23 protein-coding genes are annotated in these 25,966 nt (G+C 39.7%); 20 read left to right on the top strand and 3 right to left on the bottom strand.

Features of this window, described 5'->3' with window-relative positions; translation table 11 throughout:
• Window positions 1-223 precede the first annotated feature (223 nt).
• From H7T99_RS07225 to metG, 19 genes are all read left to right on the top strand, one after another.
• Window positions 224-1,765, top strand: coding sequence for a hypothetical protein (locus H7T99_RS07225; RefSeq protein WP_080702577.1), 1,542 nt, complete (start codon window positions 224-226; stop codon window positions 1,763-1,765).
• Window positions 1,766-1,923: 158 nt separating this feature from the next.
• Window positions 1,924-2,334, top strand: coding sequence for a peptide deformylase (locus tag H7T99_RS07230; RefSeq protein WP_037601867.1), 411 nt, complete (start codon window positions 1,924-1,926; stop codon window positions 2,332-2,334).
• Window positions 2,335-2,522: 188 nt separating this feature from the next.
• Window positions 2,523-2,966 (top strand): MarR family winged helix-turn-helix transcriptional regulator, encoded by a 444-nt coding sequence (locus H7T99_RS07235; RefSeq protein WP_037601869.1) that lies wholly within the window; start codon window positions 2,523-2,525, stop codon window positions 2,964-2,966.
• Window positions 2,967-2,969: 3 nt separating this feature from the next.
• Window positions 2,970-4,784, top strand: coding sequence for an ABC transporter ATP-binding protein (locus H7T99_RS07240; RefSeq protein WP_037601871.1), 1,815 nt, complete (start codon window positions 2,970-2,972; stop codon window positions 4,782-4,784).
• The gene (locus H7T99_RS07245; protein ID WP_037601873.1) at window positions 4,774-6,552 is read left to right on the top strand and encodes an ABC transporter ATP-binding protein; all 1,779 of its coding nucleotides are present in this window, start codon (window positions 4,774-4,776) and stop codon (window positions 6,550-6,552) included. The genes H7T99_RS07240 and H7T99_RS07245 overlap by 11 nt, the downstream gene beginning before the upstream one ends.
• Before the next feature lie 107 nt (window positions 6,553-6,659).
• Window positions 6,660-7,283 (top strand): GNAT family N-acetyltransferase, encoded by a 624-nt coding sequence (locus H7T99_RS07250; RefSeq protein WP_037601875.1) that lies wholly within the window; start codon window positions 6,660-6,662, stop codon window positions 7,281-7,283.
• A 149-nt stretch (window positions 7,284-7,432) separates the two neighbouring features.
• The gene (locus tag H7T99_RS07255; protein WP_037601877.1) at window positions 7,433-8,056 is read left to right on the top strand and encodes a GTP pyrophosphokinase family protein; all 624 of its coding nucleotides are present in this window, start codon (window positions 7,433-7,435) and stop codon (window positions 8,054-8,056) included.
• A 1-nt stretch (window position 8,057) separates the two neighbouring features.
• Window positions 8,058-8,735: a response regulator transcription factor gene (locus H7T99_RS07260; protein ID WP_037601879.1), complete on the top strand. Its 678-nt coding sequence runs from the start codon at window positions 8,058-8,060 to the stop codon at window positions 8,733-8,735.
• A 13-nt stretch (window positions 8,736-8,748) separates the two neighbouring features.
• Complete coding sequence (locus H7T99_RS07265) at window positions 8,749-9,972, top strand: sensor histidine kinase (protein WP_037601880.1); 1,224 nt, start codon at window positions 8,749-8,751, stop codon at window positions 9,970-9,972.
• A 236-nt stretch (window positions 9,973-10,208) separates the two neighbouring features.
• Entirely contained in the window at window positions 10,209-10,946 is a 738-nt protein-coding gene (gene pyrH, locus H7T99_RS07270) for a UMP kinase (RefSeq protein ID WP_002885551.1), read from the top strand.
• A 14-nt stretch (window positions 10,947-10,960) separates the two neighbouring features.
• Window positions 10,961-11,518 carry a ribosome recycling factor gene (frr, locus tag H7T99_RS07275; protein WP_002885567.1) on the top strand — a complete coding sequence of 186 codons (558 nt, stop codon included), beginning with the start codon at window positions 10,961-10,963 and terminating at the stop codon, window positions 11,516-11,518.
• A 90-nt stretch (window positions 11,519-11,608) separates the two neighbouring features.
• Entirely contained in the window at window positions 11,609-12,466 is an 858-nt protein-coding gene (cvfB, locus tag H7T99_RS07280) for an RNA-binding virulence regulatory protein CvfB (RefSeq protein WP_037601882.1), read from the top strand.
• Window positions 12,467-12,474: 8 nt separating this feature from the next.
• Entirely contained in the window at window positions 12,475-12,690 is a 216-nt protein-coding gene (locus tag H7T99_RS07285) for a YozE family protein (protein WP_002885591.1), read from the top strand.
• Window positions 12,691-12,929: 239 nt separating this feature from the next.
• A complete protein-coding gene (locus H7T99_RS07290) occupies window positions 12,930-14,198 on the top strand; it encodes a LysM peptidoglycan-binding domain-containing protein (RefSeq protein WP_037601884.1) in 1,269 nt (422 codons plus the stop codon).
• Window positions 14,199-14,277: 79 nt separating this feature from the next.
• Window positions 14,278-15,342 carry a PhoH family protein gene (locus H7T99_RS07295; protein ID WP_037601886.1) on the top strand — a complete coding sequence of 355 codons (1,065 nt, stop codon included), beginning with the start codon at window positions 14,278-14,280 and terminating at the stop codon, window positions 15,340-15,342.
• 126 nt (window positions 15,343-15,468) lie between these two features.
• The gene (locus tag H7T99_RS07300; RefSeq protein WP_037601889.1) at window positions 15,469-16,167 is read left to right on the top strand and encodes a hypothetical protein; all 699 of its coding nucleotides are present in this window, start codon (window positions 15,469-15,471) and stop codon (window positions 16,165-16,167) included.
• A 152-nt stretch (window positions 16,168-16,319) separates the two neighbouring features.
• On the top strand, window positions 16,320-17,366 hold the full coding sequence (locus H7T99_RS07305; protein WP_037601891.1) for a hypothetical protein: 1,047 nt from the start codon (window positions 16,320-16,322) through the stop codon (window positions 17,364-17,366).
• Between the two features lie 130 nt (window positions 17,367-17,496).
• On the top strand, window positions 17,497-18,375 hold the full coding sequence (locus tag H7T99_RS07310; RefSeq protein ID WP_037601893.1) for a hypothetical protein: 879 nt from the start codon (window positions 17,497-17,499) through the stop codon (window positions 18,373-18,375).
• A 109-nt stretch (window positions 18,376-18,484) separates the two neighbouring features.
• On the top strand, window positions 18,485-20,488 hold the full coding sequence (metG, locus tag H7T99_RS07315) for a methionine--tRNA ligase (RefSeq protein WP_037601895.1): 2,004 nt from the start codon (window positions 18,485-18,487) through the stop codon (window positions 20,486-20,488).
• Window positions 20,489-20,722: 234 nt separating this feature from the next.
• Here the strand turns inward: metG and H7T99_RS07320 are convergent, their stop codons facing one another.
• The 3 genes from H7T99_RS07320 to H7T99_RS07330 form a co-directional block, all read right to left on the bottom strand.
• Window positions 20,723-21,568: an aldo/keto reductase gene (locus tag H7T99_RS07320; protein ID WP_037601896.1), complete on the bottom strand. Its 846-nt coding sequence runs from the start codon at window positions 21,566-21,568 to the stop codon at window positions 20,723-20,725.
• Window positions 21,569-21,578: 10 nt separating this feature from the next.
• Window positions 21,579-22,475, bottom strand: coding sequence for a LysR family transcriptional regulator (locus H7T99_RS07325; protein WP_002885507.1), 897 nt, complete (start codon window positions 22,473-22,475; stop codon window positions 21,579-21,581).
• A gap of 239 nt (window positions 22,476-22,714) precedes the next feature.
• A complete protein-coding gene (locus tag H7T99_RS07330; RefSeq protein WP_037601898.1) occupies window positions 22,715-23,455 on the bottom strand; it encodes a CPBP family intramembrane glutamic endopeptidase in 741 nt (246 codons plus the stop codon).
• 410 nt (window positions 23,456-23,865) lie between these two features.
• Here H7T99_RS07330 and H7T99_RS07335 point away from each other — a divergent pair, with 410 nt between their 5' ends.
• On the top strand, window positions 23,866-25,803 hold the full coding sequence (locus H7T99_RS07335; protein WP_037601900.1) for a GbpC/Spa domain-containing protein: 1,938 nt from the start codon (window positions 23,866-23,868) through the stop codon (window positions 25,801-25,803).
• Window positions 25,804-25,966 lie beyond the last annotated feature (163 nt).

The following is a 25,966-nucleotide window of genomic DNA, read 5'->3' on the forward strand; positions in this document are numbered from 1 at the left end:
TTTTTTTTGTTTAGACAGACTTAGGAGGAAGAGGTGTTCCGTGCTTTTTTTGGTATAATACCTTGTAAGAAATCTCTTTCTAGAGCAGATTTTTATGAATTAGAATACAAGAGGAATAATTTTGAGTGTTGGCAAGGGTCCCTGTTGGGTAAAAAAGAAGAAGTATACTAATCAGACAGTCATTCTAATAAGTTTTTTGATCAGCGTAGTGTCAATACTGCCTATGTTCTTTTTTAGGGACAAGCTTTATGGTGATGATATTGTCTTTCACATTAACCGACTCTTATCCTTGGATACTGTCTGGAAGAGTCCTATCAATTTTACGACTAACGGAGGGACCGGACAATTAATCAATACCTTTTATCCTTGGTTAACTTATTATCCTATTTTCATAATCTATAAGCTGACTCAGTCGGTCTTTGTAGCCTGGATGAGTTTTCAGTTTCTTGTTCGCTTTGTAACTTGTTTGCTTAGTTTTTACGGATTACGTTTATTGAAATATTCTGATAAACAGGTGATGATATTTTCTACCTTTTATCTCTTTTCGGGGTATTTCTTGCACAATTCTTATTACAGGGCAGCCGTTGGCGAAACGTTAGCGATGATTTTTCTACCTCTAGTTTTCGTTGGCGTTCGTTTGATAACTTTTGGAGATTACAAGAAATGGTGGATCTTGACTCTTGGGATGCTTGGTTTAGTTTATTCCCATGTCTTATCGGTCCTTTTGGCTTCTGTTGGGATTTTCTTTGCGGTGGTAACTAGTTTTTGGATTTGGGATAATAAAAAAGAACGTGTCCTAGGATTTCTTAAGGCTACCCTTGTCACTCTTAGTATGTCTCTAGCTTTCTTTGTTCCTATGATAGAGCAATTCAAGTATGTCACTCTACGAACGACTTTTAAACCGCTCCTATCAAAGACTGCTTTAAGTCTGGCAGACAACTGGGAGTTGATTCTAAAAAGTGATTTAAGGACTCCATCAGTTAATCTTCTCTACCTCCTGGGCCTAGTGCTAAGCCTGATTTTTACTAAGCGTTTTGTTAAGGTTAGGGAAGCTAGAATTTACCTTTTTATTTCTCTTATTTTAGCTTTTTTAACCTTGAAAAGTTTTCCTTGGCAGTTCTTACAGTCAAGTCCAGTGTCCAACCTTCAATTTCCTTGGAGATTATGGAGTTTTGCTCTGCTTTTCTTCAGTTTAGCTTTGGCGAATATCTTAGAAAATATTTCTATAAAGGCATCGACAATACTTGTCTTGTTAGGTCTTTGTCTAAATATGTTTCAGATTGTTACTGTTCAAGATAAGATGACTAAAGCAAAGAATATATTGCCAAGTCATACAAAAGTCACGAGAGAAATGCTGGCCAAGGGAACTTATAAAAATATAAATGGGGATTATACCAATAAAGAAGTGCCTTTTGGCTTTGTCTTTGACAAACACCTTTTCTTGGATAATCAGGAAATCAAGCCATTCATCAGCCGTTCTCCCAACGAGCTAGTACTTACGGTGACCAACGAGTCTAAAGAATCTAAGGTCTTGTCGTTGCCAGTTTTCTACTACAAAGGACAAGAAGCAAGGATTGATGGGAAGCGAGTAACCACTTACTTAGCTAAGGAAAAGAATCCAACTAATCTAGTCTTACCAACAGGTAAACATGGTGTTGTTTTGACCTATAGCTATACTACAGTTGCTAAAATGGCAATGAGTGTTTCAACTATTAGTCTTTTGGTTTTTATTGGTTATTTGTATAGAGTGAAGAAAGATAACTAAAAAGGAGCCTGCGGGTTTCTTTTTTTTTGTCTGTTTTACTAGAGGGTGGGCCTTTTGATATAATAGGTCAAGGTGATTTATTTGGAATGAAGACCTTTGGTTCCGATAAAAGAAGGATATATCATTTCATAGTTTAGATAAGAAAAGGGAGTAAATAGATGATAAAAACTATCGTAAAGGATGTCTTTTTCCTTGGACAAAAATCGACAGAAGCGACTAAAGAAGACCTCTATTTGGCTAAAGATTTGCGTGATACATTGGAGTTCCATAAGGATGCCTGTGTGGGTATGGCTGCCAATATGATTGGAGTTAAAAAGCGTGTCATTATCGTCAATATCGGTTTTGTTAATCTAGTCATGTTTAATCCTGTTTTAGTCAGCAAGTCCTCGCCTTTTCAAACAGAGGAGTCTTGTTTATCTTTAGAAGGAAGTCGTCCAACCAGACGTTATGAGTTGATTGAGGTAGCTTATTTAGATGAACAATGGATGCCTAAACAGTTAAGTTTTTCTGGCATGCCAGCCCAAATTATTCAACATGAATTGGACCATTTGGAGGGTATTATTATTTAGATAGCCTAGCTCAAGCGTTGTTAGGTTTTAGAGTCCAAAGCCTTAATAATCACAGTTACGGGAGTGAGAGTGGAAAGCAATATTCTTTTTCACTCTTTTTTAGTTCTCATAAGAACTTTTCTTCTTGACAATAGTTCTCATAAGAACTAAAATAATTTCCATGAGAATTATTTAAGGAGGAACTTGCGATGCATGGAAAAGATCCTTTTAGTGACTTCAGAGAAATCATCAATGCTATGGAATCTCGCGTGCAAGAGCTAGGCAAAGCTTACGGCGTTGAGCATTTAGCTGGTCCACAAGGGTTTGCCGTCAGGTACTTGTTTGAGAACCAAGATAAAGAAATCTTTATCAAAGATATCGAGAAAAGGCTATCTATATCTAAATCAGTGGCTAGTAATTTGGTCAAACGTATGGAGAAAAACGGTTTCGTTGAATTGGTGACATCGGACAAGGACAAACGCTACAAGTATGTTCATCTGACAGACTTGGGTAAAAAGAAGGCCCAAGATGTTGGACATTTCCGAGAGGCTATCCATGAACAGTTATTAGAAGGCATTTCGAAAGAGGATGCTGAAACAGCTTTTCGGGTCTTTCACCAAATTCATAAGAATTTAGAAAAAAATAAGGAGTAACTTATGTTTAAAATTTTTAAACGTTTGACGACAAAAGAGTTAAGCATGATTATCTTAGCTGTGATATTTGTTTGTTTGAACGTCTATCTAAACTTGAAAATTCCAGACTATATGTCTGATATTACGACACTCTTATCAACTAAGGGAACTAAGGCGTCGGATATTTTTGCCTGGAATACAGATGCCCCAGGGATGCGAATGCTTTTAATGTCATTTGCAGGCTTTATGGCCTCTGTAGTGGTTGGTTTCTTAGCTGCTAGAACAGCGGCAAGTTTTACCACCCGTCTTCGTGATGATATCTTCCATCAGGTTCTAGGTTTTTCGGATGCAGAGATTAAGAAATTCTCAATTCCTAGTCTTTTGACCCGTACGACAAATGATATTACCCAATTGCAGATGGTACTTACCATGGGATTGCAGGTCATTACACAGGGGCCTATCATGGCCATTTGGGCGATTACAAAGATTGCCGATAAAAATGGAAATTGGCTCCTTGCCTTGCTTGTCGCTGTGGCAGTGATTGCCATTCTCATGCTCTTCCTCTTGATTATGGTTATGCCTAAGCAACGCTTGATTCAAACTCTGACCGATAAACTGAACAGCGTAACGCGTGAATCTCTTACAGGAATTCGTGTGGTGCGTGCCTATAACGCTGAAAGTTATCAAGAGGATAAATTTGAAAAGGCCAATACTGATTTGACCCAAAACAACCTCTTTATCGGTCGTTCTTTTGCTTTACTGACACCGGTAATGACTGCTGTATCCAGCGGTTTGACACTGGCTATTTATTGGATTGGTGCGCATCTGATTGAAGATGTTAAGATTCCAACTAATCCAACGAAAATTGCTGGTGCCATGGAAGACAAGGTCCATCTCTTCTCAGATATGGTGGTTTATTCGTCTTATGCCATGCAGGTTGTTATGGGATTCATGATGATGATTGTCGTTTTCTTCCTTCTTCCACGTGCCGTTGTAGCAGCTGGCCGTATCAATGAAGTTCTAGATACCCAATCTTCAGTCTCTTACCCTGAAAATAGTTCTGAAAAACCTAAAGACGTGGGCACTGTCGAATTCGATGATGTTTCTTTCCGTTATTCTGAAACTTCAGAGCCTGTTTTGGAGCATGTTAGCTTCAAAGCTAAAAAGGGTGACACGGTTGCCTTTATTGGTTCGACTGGATCTGGTAAATCAACGCTTGTCAACCTTATCCCACGATTTTATGATGCCACGCAAGGAACTATCAAGGTTGACGGTGTGGATGTACGACATTTTGACCACGAAACCTTGCACAATATAGTCGGTTATATTCCACAAAAGGCTGTGCTTTTCTCAGGTAATATCACGTCAAATATGACAATGGGAACGAGCAATAATAGTCCTCTAGATGACGCTAAGATTTGGGAAGCTCTTGAATTGGCTCAAGGAAAAGACTTTGTTGAAAATAAAGAAGGTCAACTTAAGGCAGAGGTTGCTCAAGCTGGGTCTAACTTCTCAGGTGGCCAGAAGCAACGTTTGGCTATTGCGCGTGCACTTGCCCGTAAGCCTGAAATCTTGATTTTTGACGATTCCTTCTCAGCTTTGGACTATAAGACCGATCGTAAACTGCGTCAAGAATTGTCTGAAAAAACACAAGATATGACCAAGTTGATTGTTGCTCAACGTATCTCTACTATTATGAATGCTGATCAAATCTTGGTACTTGATCAAGGTAAGGTTGTTGGGCAAGGAACCCACAGGGAACTCTTGGCTAACAATGAGGTTTACCAAGAAATTGCTTATTCACAATTGTCTAAGGAGGAGTTAGAAAATGGAAAATAAGCCAAAAACATCGTCCTATAAACGCTTAAAACCCTATATTAAAGGTTTCCCAATTCCCTTTGTCCTTGCGATTGTTGGAGCAATTATTTCAGCAGTCATTACAGTTATTGGACCAGATAAGCTTAAAGAAATTACCAATACTATTACTGAAGGGATTACACCTACCAAAATGGGGACGATTCCAGGTATTGATTTGGATAAGGTGGCAAGTATTGCTATGACCTTGGCTGTTCTCTATGCCATTTCAGCGATTGTGGGTTACTTACAAAGCTTTACGGTTGCGACGGTTACACAACGCTTTTCACAACGTTTCCGTACAGCTATCCAAAAGAAAATCAACAGTGTCCCCCTTAATTATTTCGACAGTCATTCTCAAGGGGACACCCTCTCTCGTGTGACCAATGACGTTGACCTTTTGGGACAATCGCTTAGCCAAGGCTTAGGTACCTTGATTACTTCAAGTGTTCTCTTGGTGGCAGCCATTATTATGATGTTCTACTCAAATGTCACTATGGCTTTCACTGCGATTGGTTCTGTCTTGATAGGGTTTGTTCTAGTAGCCTTCATCATGGGCTTCTCACAACCCCTTTTCAAACGCCAACAAGAAAATTTGGCTAATATTAATGGTTATATTGAAGAAATCTACACAGGTCAAGCAGTTGTAACGAGTTACAATGCCGCTCAAGAAAGCAGTCAAGCTTTCAAGGGGCTTAATGATAAACTCTATAAATCGATGTGGCAATCACAATTTATCTCAGGTATTATGATGCCACTCATGATTTTCATTGGGAACTTTGGTTACGTCATGGTCTGCTTGGTAGGTGCGGTTAAGGTAATCGACGGTAGCTTGACTATCGGTGATGTGGTAGCCTTTATGACCTATGTTCGCATCTTCTCACAACCTCTTTCTCAAATTGCACAAGGGATTACACAACTCCAATCAGCAACTGCAGCCATTGGTCGTATCTTTGAATTTTTGGAAGAAAAAGATATGGACGACGAGTCAGCTAAGACAGCTGAATTGACAGATACTAAAGGTCAAGTTGTCTTTGATCATGTTTCCTTTGGTTATACTCCTGAAAAGACTATTATTCATGATTTTTCAGCTCTTGCTAAGCCAGGTCAAAAGATTGCGATTGTTGGTCCAACAGGTGCTGGTAAGACGACTATTGTTAACTTGCTTATGAAGTTTTATAACATCAATCAAGGCCATATCACCATTGACGGTGTGGATACTGGCGACATGAAACGTGAAACTGTCCATGACCAATTCTCTATGGTGCTTCAGGACACTTGGCTCTTTGAAGGTACTATTCGTGATAATTTAATTTACAACCAAGAAAATATCTCTGACGAGCAAGTTATTGCTGCTGCCAAGGCTGTCGGTGTTCACCACTTTATCACCACACTTCCAAAAGGTTATGACACTTATTTGGATGACTCTGTGACATTATCAGTTGGTCAGAAACAGCTCTTGACCATTGCACGTGCCCTTCTGAAGGATGCCCCTCTTCTTATCTTGGATGAAGCGACATCATCTGTTGACACCAGAACAGAAGAATTGATTCAAAAAGCCATGGACAAACTTATGGAAGGTCGGACTTCCTTTGTCATTGCTCACCGCTTATCAACCATTCGAAATGCTGATCTAATCCTTGTGATGAAAGATGGGAATATTATTGAACAAGGAAATCATGATGAGCTCATGGCAGCAGATGGTTTCTATGCTGATCTTTATAATAGTCAATTTACAGAAGAAGTTGCCTAAACTTTTCTTATAAAATTATAAGATTTTACAAAAAACCATAGAACGTATGACTGTCAGTCATGCGTTTTGTGTTATACTGAAAAAAACAGACAGATTAGGAGATTAAGATGCAATATCGCAAAGCAAGACTAGACGAAGTTCAGGAAGTGGCACAAGTATGTGCAGATGCCTTTGAAGATTATCCCTATCTTTCAATGATTGCCACTAATTTAAAGAATCCTGAACAGTATGAGGAATTTGTCTTAGCCTTGCAGGAAATGTTGGTGCGTTTAGCTATAAAGATGGATTCGTGTTTGGTGGCTGAAAAGGATGGTCGCATTGTTGCGGCAGCTATTTTACAGCATCAGACGATTTCTATGCTTAACTATCTCCAGAACGGAGCGACCAAGCTTTTCCGTTTCATAAGCATCACTAAGTTGTTTAAGTACTTTAATTTTGTTGAAGAGTCTGAAAGACATCTGGAGGATTCTGCAGAATACGATTGGTACCTGATGATGTTAGCAGTAACTCCAGATTATCAAAGAAAAGGTATAGGAAGTCGTTTCTTGCTTGAAGGGGTTGAACCTTTTGTACGTAGTACAGGAGGTCGTAGTCTTGGCTTGATTACCAATCGCGATTACAATGTGCCTTTCTATGAGAAAAATGGCTACAAGCAATGTGGTTACAAGGTCTTGACCTATGAAACACACAAACTAGGCAACTGGCCTTTTGTCAAACCACTTGATGCATAGCCTTGTGTTAATTGAACTTAGATAAGCAAATTGAATCTGGCTTCGGCTGGATTTTTTCTTATTCTTTAAGAGACTCTCATAGCTGGCTCATTCCTTATTTTTAAGCCTATCTATGCTATAATTAAGAAACGCTATTAGAGGAGGTTTATATGTCAACTCCAAGTATTTATGGGGAATATGCACAGTATCTTCCCAAGATTTTACAAGAAATAACAGACCCAATTATTGCGGCTAATATTACTAGCAAAAAAGAAACAGGCTTCAAACTCTATGAGCATTTCATTTCACGAATCAAAGAGAGCGATTCTATGCGTGAAAAGTGTCGTCGGAAAAATTTACCTGAAACCAGCCAGTCTGCACTCAAGGAAATCCGTGATAGTATAGGGATTCGAATTGTTTGTGGCTTTGTCGATGATATTTACAAGACTATCGATGTCATTAAGGCTATCCCTGGCGTTTCTATCTACAACGAGAAAGATTACATTTTAAATGCTAAGCCCAATGGCTATCGTTCTTACCATCTCATTTTGGAAATAGAAACCGAGTTTCCAGATGTCTTAGGAAATGAGAAGGGAACCTATTTTGTCGAGGTTCAGCTTCGGACCATCGCTCAGGATTCGTGGGCCAGTTTGGAGCATCAGATGAAGTACAAGCACGATATCAAGAATCCAGAAATGATTACCCGTGAGCTTAAGCGCTGTGCGGATGAATTAGCTTCATGCGATTTGACCATGCAGACCATCCGTAACTTAATTCAAGAAGGAGGGGACTAGAATGGCTTTGAAAATTCTACTAGCTGAGGATGAGGAGGCCTTATCTCGAGTCTACAAGGCAGCCCTAGAGCATCAGGGTTATGAGGTGGATCAAGCATTCAATGGGCAAGAGGCAGTAGACTTAGCTGCACAGAATGCCTATCAAGTGATGATTATGGATATTATGATGCCCATTAAAACAGGTATTGAGGCCCTAAAAGAGATTCGCTCCTCTGGGGACAGGACGCATGTCATTATGTTGACAGCTATGGCTGAAATTGATGATCGCGTGACCGGGCTTGATGCTGGGGCAGACGATTACTTGACCAAGCCAATCTCCCTTAAAGAACTTTTGGCTCGTCTGCGTTCATTAGAACGTCGTGTGAGTGAGAGCTTCACTGCCAAAATTTTGACTCTTGGTTCTGTTCGTTTGGACCAAGAAGAGCAGGAGTTGGTAGCTGGGAACGCCATTCGACTTTCAAGCAGAGAGACCAAGTTACTGGCCCACTTCATGCTCAATCCTGCCAAGAAATTAACGACTGAGCACCTTTTCAAGACTATCTGGGAGGATGAGGAAGATGTGGACGAGTCTATTGTCTGGGTCTATATTTCCTATCTGCGTCAGAAATTGCAAGCCATCCAGGCTGACATCAGCATTCTTGGTGAAAAAGGAGGCGACTTTTGCCTTCTCGCCAATTAGAGAGGAGTAGCTCATGTTTAGACGTTTACGACTTCAATTTATTACGATTGCTTCCTTGGCTATCCTCTTTATCTTGGTCTCTACTGTGGGAATCATCAATACTGTGAGGTCCTTTCAGACGGAGCAGGAAATTAGTAAGGTTCTCAACACACTTACAGAAAATAATGGTAGTTTCGGAAAAACGAAAAAAATTGAGACCAATCAAGGGCGTGAAATTCCATCAGATAGTTTTCGTTTTTTCAGCGTGACCTTGTCTGGTGATGAAGTGGTCAGTCAGGACACCAGTCATACTTCCTTGATAAATGATGAAGAGGCCGCTACTTATGCCCGAGCAGCTAGCCGAATGACGAGTACTCTTGGAACCATTAGAGAAAAAAATATTAATCTCAGTTATCAGGTTAGTAAAGTTAGCAAAAATAAGATCCTTGTGGTCTTTCTGGACACGACCTCTTATTATAATTCTTCCCAAGCCTTGTTAAATCTTTCTATCCTTTTATCAATGTTTGGCTTTATCTTTTTTGTTGTCATTGTTAGTGCCTTATCAGGAATTGTCATTCGTCCCTTCATTCGAAACTACGAAAAGCAGCGACGTTTTATTACCAATGCAGGTCATGAATTAAAGACACCATTGGCCATTATTTCTGCCAATACGGAGCTACAGGAACTCATGACTGGAGAGAACGAATGGACCAAGTCAACGAATGACCAGGTGGCACGCTTGACCACTCTAATCAATTCTCTGGTAGCCCTATCTCGTCTGGAGGAGCAGCCGGATATTGTTCTTCAAGATGTCGATTTTTCCTATATTACTGAGGATGCAGCAGAGGACTTTAAGGGACCTGTCGTTCGAGACGGTAAATCTTTTGTCATGGACATCACACCGGATATTCATGTAAAGGCAGAGGAGAAGTCTCTCTTTGAACTTGTGACTCTCCTTGTGGATAATGCTAACAAGTATTGTGATCCAGAAGGGACAGTTACGGTAAGACTTCGTCAGATTGGAAGAACGCGAAAACGGGCTCGTTTAGAAGTGTCAAACACCTATAAAGAAGGTAAGGCTGTTGACTATAGCAAGTTTTTTGAGCGTTTTTATCGTATTGAAGAATCCCATAATAACAAAGAACATAAAGGTTTTGGCATTGGCCTGTCCATGGCTCAAAGTATGGTCAAATTATTTAAGGGGCGTATCTTTGCCTCTTATAAAAATGACACCATCACCTTTACAGTTATCTTGTAAGGATATTTTTTAAATATTTGACTAGGTGAAAACCCTAATTTATGATAAAATAGTAAGGATGAAGATTTAGTGTTTTCTTTGCAAAAAAAGAAAACATTTTCCTATCCTAATCATAAAAAGGAGTTGCTCGAATAAGCCCCTTAACCACCTTAAAAGGATGGTAATTGACGACTTAGGAAAGATGAATCTCAGCTAAGAATTAAATCATAAAACAAAATAGTTAATAGGGAGAAATCATGGCAGAACCAAAATACAAACGTGTCCTCATTAAGCTTTCAGGTGAAGCTCTAGCCGGTGAACGAGGTGTTGGGATTGATCTTCCAACTGTCCAAGCTATGGCTAAAGAAATTGCTGAGGTAGCGGATTCAGGTATTCAAATTGCTCTAGTTATCGGTGGTGGTAACCTTTGGCGTGGGGAACCTGCAGCTGAAGCAGGAATGGATCGTGTTCAAGCGGACTATACTGGAATGCTTGGAACAACTATGAATGCCCTTGTTATGGCAGATAGTTTGAAACAACTCGGTGTTGATACACGTGTTCAGACAGCGATTGATATGAAATCTGTGGCAGAGCCTTATATCCGTGGTCGTGCCCTTCGTCACCTTGAAAAAGGTCGTATTGTTATCTTTGCAGCAGGTATTGGTTCACCGTACTTCTCAACAGATACAACAGCGGCTCTCCGTGCAGCTGAAATTGAAGCTGATGCTATTCTTATGGCCAAAAACGGCGTTGATGGTGTCTACAATGACGACCCTCGTAAAAACGCTGATGCTGTAAAATTTGATGAATTGACACACGTGGAAGTTATCAAACGTGGTTTGAAAATTATGGATGCCACAGCTTCTACCCTTTCAATGGATAATGACATTGACCTTGTTGTCTTCAACATGAACGAACCAGGAAACATCAAACGTGTTATCTTTGGTGAGCAAATTGGGACAACTGTATCTAACAAAGCAGAATCACACAAGTAAGAAAGAGAGAATTTATGACAAACGCAATTATTGAAAAAGCAAAAGAACGTTTCGCCCACTCACACGAGTCATTGGCCCGTGAATTTGGCTCTATCCGTGCAGGCCGTGCCAATGCCTCACTTCTTGACCGCATCACTGTAGAATACTATGGTGCTCCAACACCACTTAACCAATTGGCTTCAATCACGGTTCCTGAAGCACGTGTCCTTTTGATTTCACCATTTGATAAAGGTTCAATTGCTGATATCGAACGTGCTATCAATGAATCTGACCTTGGAATCAACCCAGCTAATGATGGTTCTGTGGTGCGCTTGGTTATCCCAGCACTTACAGAAGAAACACGTAAAGAGTTGGCTAAAGAAGTGAAAAAAGTCGGCGAAAATGCTAAAATCGCTATCCGTAACATCCGTCGTGATGCTATGGATGAAGCTAAGAAGCAAGAAAAAGACAAAGAAATCACAGAAGATCAATTGAAAGCTTTGGAAAAAGATATCCAAAAAGCAACTGATGACGCTGTTAAGAAGATTGACAGCATGACAGCAGAAAAGGAAAAAGAACTCCTTACTGTTTAATCAATAGAAAAATAAGGAGAGTGGGACAGAAGCAAAAGAGCATGGACTATGTTAGCTTCCTTGTCCGACTCTCTTTTTAGAGGAAAAAAGATGAATACATTACTTGGAACGATCATTACTGCCCTAGTAACTGATGAAAATGATAAATTTTACTTTGTACAAAAGGACGGTGTGACTTTTGCCTTGTCTAAAGAAGAAGGGAAATACGCTATTGGTGACATGGTGACAGGCTTCGCCTATACAGATAGCAAGCAAAAATCACGTCTGACTCAAAAGGAAATCAAGGCAACTCGCGATTCTTATGATTGGGGAGAGGTCACTGAAGTTCGTAAGGATTTGGGTGTCTTTGTAGACGTAGGAATTCCAGATAAGGAGATTGTTGTCTCTCTCGATGTTTTGCCAGAACTCAAAGAGCTTTGGCCTAAGAAGGGGGATAAACTCTACATCAAACTCGATGTTGACAAAAAAGACCGTATTTGGGGACTTCCTGCCGAACCTGAGGTCTTTCAACGTATGGCTGGACCTGCTTACGATAATATGCAAAACCAAAAATGGCCAGCCATTGCCTACCGTCTCAAATTGTCAGGAACTTTTGTTTATTTGCCAGAGAATAACATGCTTGGTTTCATCCATCCATCAGAACGTTATTCGGAGCCACGTTTAGGTCAGGTCCTTGAAGCACGTGTGATTGGGTTCAGAGAAGTTGACCGGACCCTTAATCTTTCTCTTAAGCCACGTTCTTTTGAAATGCTCGAAAATGATGCTCAGATGATTTTGACCTATTTAGAGAGCAATGGTGGTTTTATGACACTTAATGACAAGTCATCACCAGCAGATATCAAGGCTACCTTCGGTATTTCTAAGGGTCAATTTAAGAAGTCTCTAGGTGGTCTGATGAAGGCCAAAAAAATCAAACAAGATCAGTTTGGAACAGAATTAATCGGTTAGGAGAAGGCATGAGAAAATCCTTTTATACTTGGCTGATGGCCCAGCGTAATCCCAAATCCAATGAACCAGTAGCAATCTTGGCTGATTTGGCTTTTGAAGATTCAACCTTCCCGAAGCATACTGATGACTTCGAAGAAGTCAGTCGTTATTTGGAAGATCAAGCTAGTTTTTCCTTTAATCTGGGGCAGTTTGACCAGATTTGGGAAGATTATCTGGCTCATTAATAGCGACTAAGTCTACGATAAGCATAATGACTTTTAGCATTTTCTTTAAAAAGTAATTACCATTTGAATTGGTATGAATTGTTACAATTTTTTACAAATATCTCAGCTGTTTTTCAATAAATTAGGCTTGTTACAACTAGTTAGTAATTGCTTTAAAGTGCAGTAAATCACCCCTTTTTTGACAAAAAGTGTGGTATTATTGTAGATGTTAAAATTGTTAAAAAAGGAATGAATTATACATGTTATCAAAATCTAAAACAACAAAGGCACTTCTTTACTCGACCGCAGCACTTTCACTTTTTGCTGCAAGTCACGTACATGCCGATGAAACTTCAAACTGGGCAGCACGTTCAGTAGATCAAATCAAAGCAGATATCGCTGTAAGTGATAACCAACAAACTTATACAGTTCAATACGGTGATACTTTGGGAAGTATCGCTGAAGCAATGGGTATCGATGTGAATGTTTTGGCTAACATCAATCAAATCACAAACATTGATTTGATTTCCCCTGGAACAGTCTTGACAGCAACTTACAATGCTGATAATCAAGCTATCTCTGTTAAAGTTGGAACTCCAGCTTCAGAAACATCAACTACACCTGTAGTTGCAGAAGCTAATTTGACAACTAACGAAGTGACTGTAAATGGTCAATCTGTAGTTGCAGCGGACTTGACAGCTCCAGTTGAAACAGTAAGCACAACAGCTACTCAAGCACCTGCTACAGAAGAATCAACTCAAGCTGTTTCAGAAGTAACAGAAGCTATCGCATCAGCATCAGAAGCACCAGCATACGCAGAAACTGAACAACCAGTTGCTGATGCTATTGATCATGTCACTGCGTCAGCAGAAGCTACACCTGAAGCAGAAACTACTCCAGCTGCTGAAACACCAGCACAGCCTGAAGTAAAAGAAAAAGCTCCAGCGGCAGAGCAACCAGCAGCAACATCAGAAGCGTCTTCAGAAGCACCAGCGACTTCTGAAGCGCCAGCAGAGCAACCAGCAGCAACATCAGAAGCTGTTTCAGAGGCACCAGCTGCTTCAGAAGCTCCAGCAGAACAACCAGCGGTAGAACCAGCAGCAACATCAGAAGTGGCCTCAGAAGCACCAGTAGCTTCAGAGGCACCAGCAGCACAACCTGCATCAACAAATACACTTCCAACGGATCCACACCTTCAACCACAAGCTGAAGCTTTCCGTCAAGATGTAGCAGCACAATTCGGTCTTACTGACATCGGTGGTTACCGTGAAGGTGACCCACAAGACCATGGTAAAGGACTTGCCGTTGACGTTATGGTACCAGTTGGTTCAGAAGTTGGTAATCAAGTCGCTCAATATGCTGTAGACAATATCTCAAATGCAGGTATCTCATATGTTATCTACAGACAACAATTCTACGCACCAGTAGATAATATCTACGGACCAGCTAACACATGGAACCAAATGCCAGACCGTGGTAGCGTTACTGAAAACCACTATGACCACGTTCACGTGTCATTTAATGAATAAGTCAGAATAATAAAAAGTCACGCCTGGCGTGATTTTTTTGATATAATGGAGAAAAATACGAAAGAAAGAGGAACTCTATTTGCAAGAGTATTCTGTTGAAATTACCCTAAATCACCCAGATGATGTCTTGTCACTTTTTGGGACCAATGAGCGCCATTTAAAACTTATCGAGGAAAACCTAAATGTTATTATTCATGCTCGAACAGAGCGTGTGCAGATCCTTGGAGATGACGAGGAAAGTGTTGAATTGGCCCGTTTGACCATTCAAGCACTCCTTGTTTTAGTGGAGCGTGGGATGCTAGTCAACACCTCAGATGTTGTTGCAGCCTTAACCATGGCTCAAGATGGTTCGATTGACAAATTTGTTGCCCTTTACGAAGAAGAAATTATTAAGGACAATAGTGGCAAACCAATCCGAGTGAAGACCTTGGGGCAAAAGGTTTATGTTGATAGCATTAAAAACCATGATGTGGTCTTTGGGATTGGTCCAGCTGGTACAGGGAAGACCTTTTTGGCGGTTACCCTTGCGGTTACAGCTCTTAAACGTGGTCAAGTTAAACGTATAGTTTTGACACGTCCAGCAGTTGAGGCGGGTGAAAGCCTTGGTTTCTTGCCTGGTGATCTCAAGGAAAAGGTGGATCCTTACCTTCGCCCTGTCTATGATGCCCTTTATCAAATTCTTGGTAAGGAGCAAACGACCCGCCTCATGGAACGTGAAATTATTGAGATTGCACCCCTCGCTTATATGCGTGGTCGTACCCTAGAGGATGCCTTTGTTATCCTTGATGAGGCACAAAATACAACCATCATGCAAATGAAGATGTTCTTGACCCGTCTTGGTTTTAATTCTAAGATGATTGTCAATGGGGACATGAGTCAGATCGACTTGCCACGTCGTGTTAAATCAGGCCTTGTCGATGCTATGGAGAAATTGAAGGGAATTAAGGCTATTGATTTTGTTCACTTCTCTGCTAGCGATGTCGTACGTCACCCAGTTGTAGCTGATATCATTAATGCTTATGAAAAAGATGCACCTAAGGTTGACTTTGAGGAAAAATCAGAGGAAACAAACAAGCTTGAAGAAGAAACAGCATCAGGATTGACTGAATACCCAGTAATTGGTGCTGAGGATGTAAAAAAGTAAATTGATGAAAAGAGGTTTGAGAGTATGTGTTCTCAACCTCTTTTTCCTTTACAGTCATGTCATTAGCTTTTCCCCTATTTCTGGTAAAATAGTATTGAATAATAGGCTGATATGGAGGGGAGAGCCATGACTAAAGCAAAAAAATGGAAGATTGCTATCATTGTATTGCTTGGACTTGTTGCGACAGTCTTGATAGCCATAGGAGAGGGAAGATTTTGGAAGTATCAACAGAACTATATTCCAGACGGCACTTATCAGATGCTAAAATACGAGGCTAAATCGGCATATTCCAATGAATTGATAAATTGGACTGAGCGAGGAGAGAATAATGATAGCTTATATGAGGATTTTATAGTTGTTGAGAATATGAAATCTCAATTTTATTATGTTTTTGTGGGGGATGGGGAACCTTTTGTCTCACCATTTGAGCATGATGAAAAGCTCCCACAGACTTTTGACCCACGTACAGGGACTTTGAAACAGGATCTAACAGTCTCTGAATATGAAGCTCTAGTGATTTCTCATATAGATAAGATTTCTAAAAAGGGAGAGGAGTATTCAAGAGTAAAAGAAGTATCTGTCCAAAGGTGTGTAGACGATTATAAAAAAATGTTGAAGCAAAAAAGAACTTATGAAAAGCGACCTAATGGTCTCGTTCTGACTGTTTATGCTGATGATGGACATATTGAGTCGCGTAGAACTTTTAAACGATTGAGCTCAGAGGAAGCCAAAGAGGTCAAAAGTGGTTATGATTGGGATTATGAGTATTCCTTGAAGTATTATAATTATTCAAGGCATGATGGGGATTATCTCATCTGGCGTTGAACTACTTACCGACCAAGTACCTCTTTACTATCGAGAATCATAGCCAAATGTTTTATTAAAAAAACTTACAGTCTTTATGATAATTGTCAAATACTATTTCACCATTTATTTTGGTACAATAGAACAGTAGACCAATAAAAAAGGAGATTATTATGAACCAGCAAGAGTGGATTGAGTACTTTGAATTAGTCAACGGTCGTAAACCAACTCCCGAAGAGTTATCTCAAGCTCAAGCAGCAGGCGAGTTTATCCTTGAACGACCTAATATTTTTAGCTCAAATGGACAAGTGACGGAGCAAAGACCGATTAAACCAGCTGAACCTGTAATTGCTATGACGCAACAGCCTCAGTTTGCCCAAGCAACAGCAACCTTCCAACAAGTAGTACCCCCTAAAAAAGGTATGTCTAAGAAAACTAAGATTATTTTGGCATCAGTCTTAGGTTCCTTGGCAGCGATTTTACTTATCGTTGGAGGCTATTCACTATGGCGCTACCAATCAGGTAAGATTGCGGATGGAACATATGAGGTAGTGGCCTATTCTTATCGTGATGAAGATAAAGATAAGATGGTAAATGCTTTCGATGAATTTGATGATGTCTACTCCTTTGTAGAAGTAAAAAATAATAGATCTAGATACTATTCTTATCTCGAGGACAATAAATCACCTTATGTTAGCTTGTTAGAGTATGAACATGAAATCCCTCAGCAGTTCGATCCATGGAATAAAACTCAGACAGAAGTTTTAACAGTTGAAGAGCTTGAATCTACAGTCAAAGACTTCATGAAAGATATGTCTAAGGATTATTCTTTTTACACTAAAGACGCTACAAAAGAAGCCGTTAAAGAATCTGTAAAATCTTACAAGAAATCTCTCAAAGAAAAACGAACTTACGTCAAAAAAGGTAACGAGTATACGCTATCTACTTATGACAAGGATGGAGAGCTTCAATCCCGTGTTACTTTTAAGCGTATGAGTAAGGGGGATGCTGAAGAGCGTTGGGATGATTATAAGGATGCAATTAAAGATTATAAGAAAGAATTGAAGACTTATAGTGATCAGTACGACGAGTATAAGGATTACTTTAATTATGGTTATGGAGGTGACTACGGTTATGGTTACAGCGATGACTATGGTAGTGGTTCTAAATCAGGCTCTGACGATAGTAAAAGCAGCAAAAGAGGCATTGATAAAATTTAATCAGCCAATGATGTAAATGAGCAAAGTGGTACAAGAAGGAGAGCTAAAACTCCATCTTGGTACCGCTTTTCTTTTTATGAAAATAGTCAAATAGCTTTGGAGTCTTTTTTCTGGTAGAATGGAAATATCAATGAAAAAGGGGACTTTTATGAACGAAAAAGAGTGGTTAGATTATTTCGAAACAATCAATAATCGTAAGCCGACAGAGGAAGAAATCCAACAAGCAAAAGCTAATGGGGAATTTATTTCTCAAGAGTCTAAGGACGAGGGTGTTAATCCTCAACAATCTCAGTTGAGTGATCAAGTGACACAAGCCGTTTCACAAGTTGCTCCTGCTAAGACAGGCTTGTCTAAGAAAGCTAAAATTATTATTGCTTCTGTGGTGGGAGCGATTGTCCTAGTGGCACTTTCATTTGGTGGCTATGCGTTTATGCACCTGCAAGGTGGTAAAATACCTGAAGGAACCTATCTACTTGAAACTTATCGCTTTTACCATAAAGATAAGAAGAAAATGGTTGATGGTATGGAATCTTTCAAGGAAAGTGGCCTAGAGGCTCATGATTTTGTTAAAGTCAAAGGGAACAATGTTAAATTTTATTTTTATACCTTAGCTGGCGGGAACAATCTGGTTGACTTTACAGACTATGATACTGACGAAGCATACCGTCCAGATGCTTGGTCTAGAACGCTTAAACCAAACATGTCACTATCTGAATATACGAAAGTCATTGACCAGGCAGTAGATAATCAATACAAAATAAGTGAATATCGAACTAAGGCTGATAACGATGAAAGTAAAAAGATTTACGTTAAATCCTACAAAGAATCTCTCGAAGAAACCGTTCGATACAAGGTTAAGGGTGATAAATTAATCGTCACAACTTATAATAAGAAAGGTAAACTTACAGAAGAAAGAAGCTTCAAACGCCTATCAGAGGATGACGTGAAGAAATTAGATTATGACTATGAACGTGATGTTAGAGCTGATAAAAAGCGCTTTCAAAACTAGTAATGTTTAAAACCAGCTAGTCTGGTTTTTTTAGTGTCCAAAACGTGCTATAATAAGATGTTATATCATCAGTGTTAGCCCATTTGTTAACACATGAAAGGAAATTAAAATGACAAAAACATTCTACATCACAACACCTATCTACTACCCATCTGGTAAATTACATATTGGTTCTGCCTATACAACCATTGCTTGTGACGTTTTGGCACGTTACAAACGTATGATGAACTACGATGTCTTCTACCTTACTGGGCTTGATGAACACGGCCAAAAGATTCAACAAAAGGCTGAAGAAGCAGGAATCACACCACAAGAGTATGTGGATGGTATGGCTGTTGGTGTTAAGGACCTCTGGCAACTTTTGGATATCTCATACGATAAATTCATCCGTACGACTGATGATTACCATGAAAAAGTTGTTGCTCAAGTTTTCGAGCGTCTCTTGGAACAAGGAGATATCTATCTTGGTGAATACTCAGGTTGGTACTCAGTTTCAGACGAAGAATTCTTCACTGAAAGTCAGTTGGAAGAAGTTTACCGTGATGAGCAAGGTAATGTCATTGGTGGGGTAGCCCCATCAGGGCATGAAGTAGAGTTGGTTTCTGAAGAATCATATTTCTTTAAACTCAGCAACTACGCAGACCGTTTGACTGCCTTCTTTAAAGAACACCCAGAATTTATCCAACCTGATGGTCGTATGAATGAAATGCTTAAAAACTTCATCGAGCCAGGCTTGGAAGATTTGGCTGTGTCACGTACAACCTTCACTTGGGGAGTAAAAGTACCGTCAGATCCAAAACACGTGGTTTATGTGTGGATTGATGCTCTTATCAACTATATTACTGCCCTTGGTTATGGTCAGGATGAGCATGGTAACTTTGATTTGTTCTGGCAAAATGATGAAAACCACGAAATTATTCACATGATTGGTAAGGATATTCTTCGTTTCCACTCAATCTACTGGCCAATCATCCTTATGGCTCTTGATTTGCCATTGCCTACACGTCTTGTTGCCCACGGTTGGTTCGTCATGAAAGACGGTAAGATGTCTAAGTCTAAAGGAAACGTGATCTATCCAGAAATGTTGGTAGAGCGTTTTGGTCTTGATCCACTCCGTTACTACCTCATGCGTAGTTTGCCAGTCGGTTCAGATGGTACCTTCACACCAGAAGACTATGTGGCCCGTATCAACTACGAGTTGGCTAATGACCTGGGGAACCTCCTCAACCGTACAGTTGCTATGATTAACAAGTATTTCGGTGGTCAAGTGCCTGCCTATGCTGAGAACGTTACAGACTTTGATGCTGATTTGGCTAAGGTTGTGGCTGAAAATATTGAAGAATTCCATAAACAAATGAATGCTGTAGATTTCCCACGTGCCTTGGACGCCGTTTGGAACATCATTTCACGTACCAATAAGTATATTGATGAAACAGCTCCTTGGGTACTTGCCAAAGAGGATGGTGACAAGGAACAATTGGCAGCGGTTATGGCTCACTTGGCGGCTAGCCTTCGTGTGGTAGCCCACCTCATCCAACCATTCATGATGACAACTTCAAATGCCATTATGGAACAACTTGGATTGCCAGTAGCATTTGACCTTGAAAATCTTGAACTTTCAGGCTTCCCAGAAAATGTGACAGTCGTTTCAAAAGGAACTCCAATCTTCCCACGTCTTGACATGGACGAAGAAATTGCCTACATCCAATCTCAAATGAATGCAGGCAAACCTCAAGAGAAGGAATGGAACCCAGAAGAGGTCGAACTTAAGTCTGAAAAAGACCAAATCAAATTTGACGACTTTGACAAGGTTGAAATCCGTGTCGCTGAAGTTAAAGAAGTGGAAAAAGTCGAAGGTTCAGACAAATTGCTTCGCTTCCGTCTTGACGCTGGCGATGGGGAAGACCGCCAAATTCTCTCAGGTATCGCTAAATTCTATCCAGATGAACAAGAATTGGTCGGTAAGAAACTTCAAGTCGTGGCTAATCTCAAACCACGTAAGATGATGAAAAAATATGTCAGCCAAGGTATGATTCTTTCCGCAGAACATGACGGCAAACTCACTGTCTTGACAGTAGATTCATCTGTTCCAAACGGAAGTGTGATTGGGTAAAATATCATATAAAAACAGTTTTCCAATTCATAGAATTGCTAAACTGTTTTTTACTAAACTTCGGTTGTGAGTAAAGCGCTTGAAAGACATCTAAGTCTAGCACTTAGGAGTTCTGATTCCTTAAAACTGAAAATTATCTATTGAAGAATATCCTCTAAGGTCTGTAACTACTTAAAGAAAGTCCCAAGAGGAGCTGGTGTATAAGAAAAACGAGTTCAGTTGAACTCGTTTTTCTTATACACTATATTTCACTAAATGCTTAATGCGTTCTACACTTTCATCAGGACCATAAGCATTTGGGTATCGGTCTAGTTTACTGATAGCATCAAGGTCTGCTTGGTCTAGGTGGAAGTCAAAGCTATCAAAGTTTTCCTTCATTCGTTTGATATGGGTACTTTTAGGAATGGTCAGAATGCCTTGTTGGGTTTGCCATCTGAGGATGACCTGAGCGACTGTCTTGCCATGTTTTTCAGCGATAGCAGTCAGAGTTGAGTCCTGAAAAATACCATCCTCTCCTCTGTGAAAAGGAGCCCAGGCTTGTGTTAGGGTACCAAATTCCTTATCAGCTTTCTGGATAAGTTTGTGTTGTTTATAGGGATGCAACTCGATTTGATTGACTGCTGGAATAACAGGTGTTTGCAAGGCAAAATCTGCCAAACGTCCTGTTGAGAAGTTAGAAACCCCAATGGCTCTAATAAGTCCTTCATGCTGAAGCTCAATCATAGCACGCCAGGCACCATGTAAGTCGCCAAAAGGTTGATGAATCAAATATAAATCAAGATAGTCAGTATCTAGTTTGCGAAGTGTTTCTTTTAGGGCTAATTTGGTATCTTCGTAGCCGAGCTGGCTAATCCAGGCTTTACTAGTCAAGAAAATATCCTCGCGAGGGATACCAGATGCCTTAATAGCACGTCCCACGGCTTCCTCATTTCGATAAAGACTAGCAGTATCAATTAATCGATAGCCTACAGAAAGAGCGTCTTCAACGGCTTTTTGACATTCCTTTTGATCGAAAATTTGCCAGACACCAAAACCAAGCACGGGTATTTTGATGCCATTGTTAAGTGTTTGAAATTCCATTTTCTTCTCCTTAGTGGTGGGGTAGTAAGCTATCCTGAATTTCCTCGATAAATGCTTGAATAATTGCGGATTGTTTCTGTTTATTATTTGTCACAAACCCCAAGGTATGCTTTGGACTGTTCTTCAGTGGAAGTAAAACAATTTGGTCTTTAATGAAACTATTAACAATACCGAGGCCAGAAGCGTAACTATCTGAGGCACAGAGCAAATTCATGACACTGCCTCGGTCATTACTGTAAATCACTTGTTGGTCAGGCAGAACCTCGAGAGGATCTTCGTCAAAATGAATTCCAGAGCTTTCTTGACGAAAGCGGACCTGTGGGTATCCCTCTAAATCTTTGAGATTGAGGGATTTTTTGTGAGCTAGGGGATGTTGGCGACCTAAGAAAATCTTGGTTTCAAACTCTCCGAGTGGGGTGAAAGTCAGATCCATGTGTTGGAAACTGCGTTCTAAGATATGGTCGTTATCTTCATCTAGATAAATAATCCCCAGATCACTTTCGAAGCTTTCAACGCTTTTGAGAATCTTCCTAGTTGTTGTTTCAATCAGTTGAAATTCTTGATAATCACTACGAAAACGTTGGGCAATGTGAGCCATGGGAAGTGACAAGAAATCGTAGTGGTGACTGGCAACAGTGAATGATTTCTTAAAGGATTTTCGATAGCGTCCTTCTAGTAGATCTAGCTCTCCAAGAATACGTTTGGCGTATTTGAGAAAATCATGACCGTCATCAGTTAGTTTAGCTCCTGTATTGGAACGTTCAAAGAGTTGGACTCCAAGTTCTTCTTCTAAATCACGGATGGATGCTGAGAGATTAGGTTGAGTCAAAAAGAGTTTTTTAGCAGCCTTACTAAAAGACCCTGTTTCAGCGATAGTCTGAACATAGCGACATTGTTGAAAATTCATAAGCATCCCCTTTAAAAAAATATGATTGTAGGTCATATTATAACAAAATGAGAAGTCTAAAATCAGCAAAATTCTGATAGGAATAGATGAAGACCTGATATGAAATTTCTATGATTAAATCGTTTTAGGAGTAATAATGGAAATTGAGATAAGTTGTAAGAATGTGGTGCTGATAAATGAAAAACTGCATCCCCAGGTTAGACACCAAAAATCTAACTTGTGGGATGCAGTTTGAAATATTAGTCATTAAGATATCTAATGGCTTTCAATTTTTTAGGACGAATAAGGAAGAGTCCTAAGGCAATTAAAGGTAGCCAGAAAATGAAATGCCAGATACTTGTAGCTGGTGCAGCCTGTGTTGATTGCGAGAGAAGGACACTGGCAAAATCAACCAAACAGTGCAGAATAATAGTCCACCAGAGGCTACCAGTACGTAGGTAAATAGCAGCAAAGAATATGCCTATAGCTGTCGCATAATAAACCTGGAACAAGGTAGCGTTCAAGGGCTGGTGAGTGAGGTTTCCAAGATGGGCTAGTCCAAAAATTATGGCAGATAAGAAAACGACTCCTAAAACCTGTTTTGAAGATCTAATACCAGCTTGGAAGGCGAGTTTAAGGAAAAGTCCACGAAAAAAATATTCCTCAAAAAAACCGGCTCCTAAGGCAATAACCAAGGCAGTTCCTATCATGTGAGGTGCTTTACTGATCCCAAAAGCAACCGCAGAAACATAGAAGAAATCTGCCAAAAGAAGAAACCAACAAACCCCTAAGGTTTCAGACCAACTTATCTTTTTAGTCGATTTGATCTTTAATCCAAGGCGTCTCTGTACGAGGAAATAGTATAGACACATAAGGCCAAGCGTTTTAATGAGATAAGCTATATTCTCAGGCAAAGGCTTAAGAAGCAAACGAAGTACAAGGTTTGCTAATATAAAACTAACCCCAAGAAGAATCAGCAATCTCATTTCTTTTTTTGTCATTGAAAAGTCCCCCAACTTTCTTAACATTTTTTTCAAGCGTACTACGAAAAACGCTTAAAGTCAAGGTCTTGAAGGTGTTTTTTATGTGTTTTTAGTAATGAAGAGGTCACTTCATGATAACCCGAATATAGTAGAAAACATATGTTATCTTAGAAACAGTCCTTTATGAGAAAAAAATGAACGGCTATAAGAAAGTAATAAGTGAAAACTCTGTGATTCCCTTACGAATTACAATTAATTGTAAAGAAATGATTGAATTATAACAAAAGTGTGTCAAATTTTAAAAACATGTAGCAAATATATAATATTTTTTTCAGAAAACTATTGCCAAATTTTGAAAATCACGGTAGTATATTAAACGGTGAAGAAAATAGGTTAATAAAATGTTAACCAAGAAGGAGAAAGTGTAAATGAAAGTCAATCCATTTAAAACAACATTGTATTCAAGCGTATTGCTTGCAGGACTCGCGGCTACAAGCGTAGCAGCTGCGGATGAAGCTAAAGATGTAACAGCAACTACTGATACTGATGCAACCGTATCAAATACGACTGCAGAATCAAGTGCTAATCTTGTTAAAACAACAGGTGATGCAGCGGTTGTCACTACAGTACCTGGAACAGAAGAAAAAACTACTACTGAAACAGATACTACTGTAAAAACAACAACTAAAGCTATTGCTGAAGTTTCAAATCCTGACTTCGATAACGCTGTTGAAGCTGCAACAACGACTGCAGCAGCATCAAAAGATTCTGCTGATGTTAAAGCTGTTCAAGATCAAGCAGCTAAAGATGCTCAAGAAGCTTCAAATACAGTTGTTTCTGAAAATAAATTGACTCGTGAAGAAGCTGATGCAGCTCTTACATCTGCTAAAGCAAATGTTGTTGCAACAGGAGGATTCACAGCTACAGAAGAAGCAGGTGTGAAACACACTAGCGTCGAAGCTGCTAACAATGACAACAAAGTTCAAACAACAGCTTTGACAACTGCGGTTTCAGAATATAATCAAAAACTTGCAGATTACAAAACACAATTGGACAAATACTACCAAGACGTTCTTGCTTATGCTGCTTGGGAAAAATCATACAAGGAATATACTGGTGGAACAACAGCTCGTCTTTTGACAAAGGGCTTGGCTGAAAATGCCACTGGCTTGATTTATAAAACAGAATCTAATGCTACTATGACTGTTGAAAACTCAGCAGGTTCAGTTGACTACTTGGATAAAACAATCCAATCAGGTCACTCAGTAGATGAAATCCTTGAACAATTCAACACATCTCGTTACATTCCAAGTGACTTCAGTGCAGCTAACGGTACACAGTACACTATCAATGCTGATGGTGAATATACTGAAGATGTATGGTTGAAGATGGCTACAGGTCAAACGTTGACTGTAACATACAACAATCTAAACGGAACATCATTCAATGGTACTCCAGTTAAGAAAATCGTTGCAACTTACACTTTGGTAGAAACACCAAGTACAGATGGTTCAGCCATTGTTAAGTTGTACCACGATCCAACGAAGACACTTTTCATTGGTTCACAAACTGACGACACTAACAAAAAACTTCATGTTAAGATGAACTTGAATTTCTTTGAAACTGAATCATCAGTGACACCACTTGATTTGTCTAAGAATGGATCAGTTTTGAGTATCTCATCACTTAACCACTGGAATACTGAGCTTGGGAACCACATTGAAAAAGTTGGTTTGAATGGTAATGAATACGTTCAAATTCCTGGTTCATCTATCACTTTGCATGAGGATGGTTATGCTTATGCAACAAACGATAACGAATTTGTGGCTAACGGTTCACGCTTTAACAGTGACTCAACAGTAGACCCAACAACTGGTGAAGTCACAGATGAAGGTTGGGATGCGATTAACCCAGATGGAACACCTCGTACGAAGAATGCCTACTATGGTGCTGCTGCAACAATCTTCAAGGGTGAACCAATGGACTTCATCGTAAGCGGAAATAACCTTAACGTTCCAACTGCTTACTGGTTCGCAACTAACTCAACAGTAGTTGTTCCTGAATTGCCAGAAGAACCAAATAAACCAGTTCTTCCAAATACTGTTTCAGCATCAGTTACTTACCACAAAAACTTTGTGTCTGTTGAAGAAACAACTGAGAAACCAAAACCTCAAGTACCAACAACTCCAACAGAACCTACACCAGGTAAACCTGTAACACCAACATCAGTACCTGTAAAAGAAGAAGTTCCAGCTCTCCCAGCTACTGGTGAAAAATCAACAGCAGCTTCTGCAGCAGCAGGTGCAGCTATGGTGACATCAGCTTTGGCCTTGTTCGGTATCTCAACTTACAAACGTAAACACTAAGATAATACATAAAAAAGCTAGGAAATTTTCCTAGCTTTTTTAGTTATGTGACTTTAAGTCCGTTTCGCTCCGAAGGTGCGAAACAGATAAACCACCCGCTATGCGGGTGCGCATCGAAGGTTATACCGTCATAACAAAAAAACTCCAAACGAGTTACAATATA

The organism is Streptococcus sp. 17.1 (genome assembly GCF_016648655.1).
GTDB classification, from domain to species: Bacteria; Bacillota; Bacilli; order Lactobacillales; family Streptococcaceae; genus Streptococcus; species Streptococcus salivarius_E.

Coding starts and splice junctions, on each gene's coding strand:
- H7T99_RS07225 (WP_080702577.1), top strand. CDS start 224: ATGTTCTTTTTTAGGGACAAGCTTTATGGTGATGATATTGTCTTTCAC.
- H7T99_RS07230 (WP_037601867.1), top strand. CDS start 1,924: ATGATAAAAACTATCGTAAAGGATGTCTTTTTCCTTGGACAAAAATCG.
- H7T99_RS07235 (WP_037601869.1), top strand. CDS start 2,523: ATGCATGGAAAAGATCCTTTTAGTGACTTCAGAGAAATCATCAATGCT.
- H7T99_RS07240 (WP_037601871.1), top strand. CDS start 2,970: ATGTTTAAAATTTTTAAACGTTTGACGACAAAAGAGTTAAGCATGATT.
- H7T99_RS07245 (WP_037601873.1), top strand. CDS start 4,774: ATGGAAAATAAGCCAAAAACATCGTCCTATAAACGCTTAAAACCCTAT.
- H7T99_RS07250 (WP_037601875.1), top strand. CDS start 6,660: ATGCAATATCGCAAAGCAAGACTAGACGAAGTTCAGGAAGTGGCACAA.
- H7T99_RS07255 (WP_037601877.1), top strand. CDS start 7,433: ATGTCAACTCCAAGTATTTATGGGGAATATGCACAGTATCTTCCCAAG.
- H7T99_RS07260 (WP_037601879.1), top strand. CDS start 8,058: ATGGCTTTGAAAATTCTACTAGCTGAGGATGAGGAGGCCTTATCTCGA.
- H7T99_RS07265 (WP_037601880.1), top strand. CDS start 8,749: ATGTTTAGACGTTTACGACTTCAATTTATTACGATTGCTTCCTTGGCT.
- pyrH (WP_002885551.1), top strand. CDS start 10,209: ATGGCAGAACCAAAATACAAACGTGTCCTCATTAAGCTTTCAGGTGAA.
- frr (WP_002885567.1), top strand. CDS start 10,961: ATGACAAACGCAATTATTGAAAAAGCAAAAGAACGTTTCGCCCACTCA.
- cvfB (WP_037601882.1), top strand. CDS start 11,609: ATGAATACATTACTTGGAACGATCATTACTGCCCTAGTAACTGATGAA.
- H7T99_RS07285 (WP_002885591.1), top strand. CDS start 12,475: ATGAGAAAATCCTTTTATACTTGGCTGATGGCCCAGCGTAATCCCAAA.
- H7T99_RS07290 (WP_037601884.1), top strand. CDS start 12,930: ATGTTATCAAAATCTAAAACAACAAAGGCACTTCTTTACTCGACCGCA.
- H7T99_RS07300 (WP_037601889.1), top strand. CDS start 15,469: ATGACTAAAGCAAAAAAATGGAAGATTGCTATCATTGTATTGCTTGGA.
- H7T99_RS07305 (WP_037601891.1), top strand. CDS start 16,320: ATGAACCAGCAAGAGTGGATTGAGTACTTTGAATTAGTCAACGGTCGT.
- H7T99_RS07310 (WP_037601893.1), top strand. CDS start 17,497: ATGAAAAAGGGGACTTTTATGAACGAAAAAGAGTGGTTAGATTATTTC.
- metG (WP_037601895.1), top strand. CDS start 18,485: ATGACAAAAACATTCTACATCACAACACCTATCTACTACCCATCTGGT.
- H7T99_RS07320 (WP_037601896.1), bottom strand. CDS start 21,568: ATGGAATTTCAAACACTTAACAATGGCATCAAAATACCCGTGCTTGGT.
- H7T99_RS07325 (WP_002885507.1), bottom strand. CDS start 22,475: ATGAATTTTCAACAATGTCGCTATGTTCAGACTATCGCTGAAACAGGG.
- H7T99_RS07330 (WP_037601898.1), bottom strand. CDS start 23,455: ATGACAAAAAAAGAAATGAGATTGCTGATTCTTCTTGGGGTTAGTTTT.
- H7T99_RS07335 (WP_037601900.1), top strand. CDS start 23,866: ATGAAAGTCAATCCATTTAAAACAACATTGTATTCAAGCGTATTGCTT.